Below are 634 nucleotides of genomic sequence, written 5' to 3'. Positions count from 1 at the left end.
CCATGGCTGTCTACACCCTTCCCGAGCTGTCGTACGACTACGGCGCACTCGAGCCCCACATCTCCGGCCGCATCATGGAGCTGCACCACTCCAAGCACCACCAGGCCTACGTGACCGGGGCCAACACGGCACTCGAGAAGCTCGCCGAGGCCCGCGACTCGGGCGACCTGGCCGCGGTCAACCTCCACGAGAAGAACCTCGCGTTCAACCTCGGCGGCCACGTCAACCACTCCGCGTTCTGGACCAACCTCTCCCCCGAGGGCGGCGGCGAGCCCACCGGCGACATCGCGGCAGCCATCGCCGAGGACTTCGGCTCGTTCGAGAAGTTCAAGAAGCACTTCGCGGCCGTCGCCGCAGGCGTCCAGGGCTCGGGCTGGGCCATCCTCGCCTGGGACACCCTGGGCAAGAAGCTCATCATCGTCCAGCTCTACGACCAGCAGGGCAACATCGCCCTGGGCCTGGTCCCGATCGTCCTCCTGGACGTCTGGGAGCACGCCTACTACCTCGACTACCAGAACGTGCGCGCCGACTACGTCACCGCCTGGTGGAACCTCGTCAACTGGGCCGACGCCGACGCACGCCTCGCCCGCGCCCGCACCCAGGGCGAAGGCCTCATCATCCCCGCCTGACCCTC

The 634-nt window shown here is 68.0% G+C and carries 1 protein-coding gene; it reads left to right on the top strand.

Going from position 1 to position 634, the window contains the following annotated elements:
* The first annotated feature begins 2 nt into the window (after nucleotides 1-2).
* Nucleotides 3-629, top strand: a complete 627-nt coding sequence (locus H9623_RS19145) for a superoxide dismutase (RefSeq protein ID WP_129429624.1) — start codon at nucleotides 3-5, stop codon at nucleotides 627-629.
* Nucleotides 630-634: the final 5 nt, after the last annotated feature.

Source organism: Oerskovia douganii (assembly GCF_015142735.1).
GTDB classification, from domain to species: Bacteria; Actinomycetota; Actinomycetes; order Actinomycetales; family Cellulomonadaceae; genus Oerskovia; species Oerskovia douganii.
This window is presented reverse-complemented; position numbering and strand designations above follow the sequence as displayed.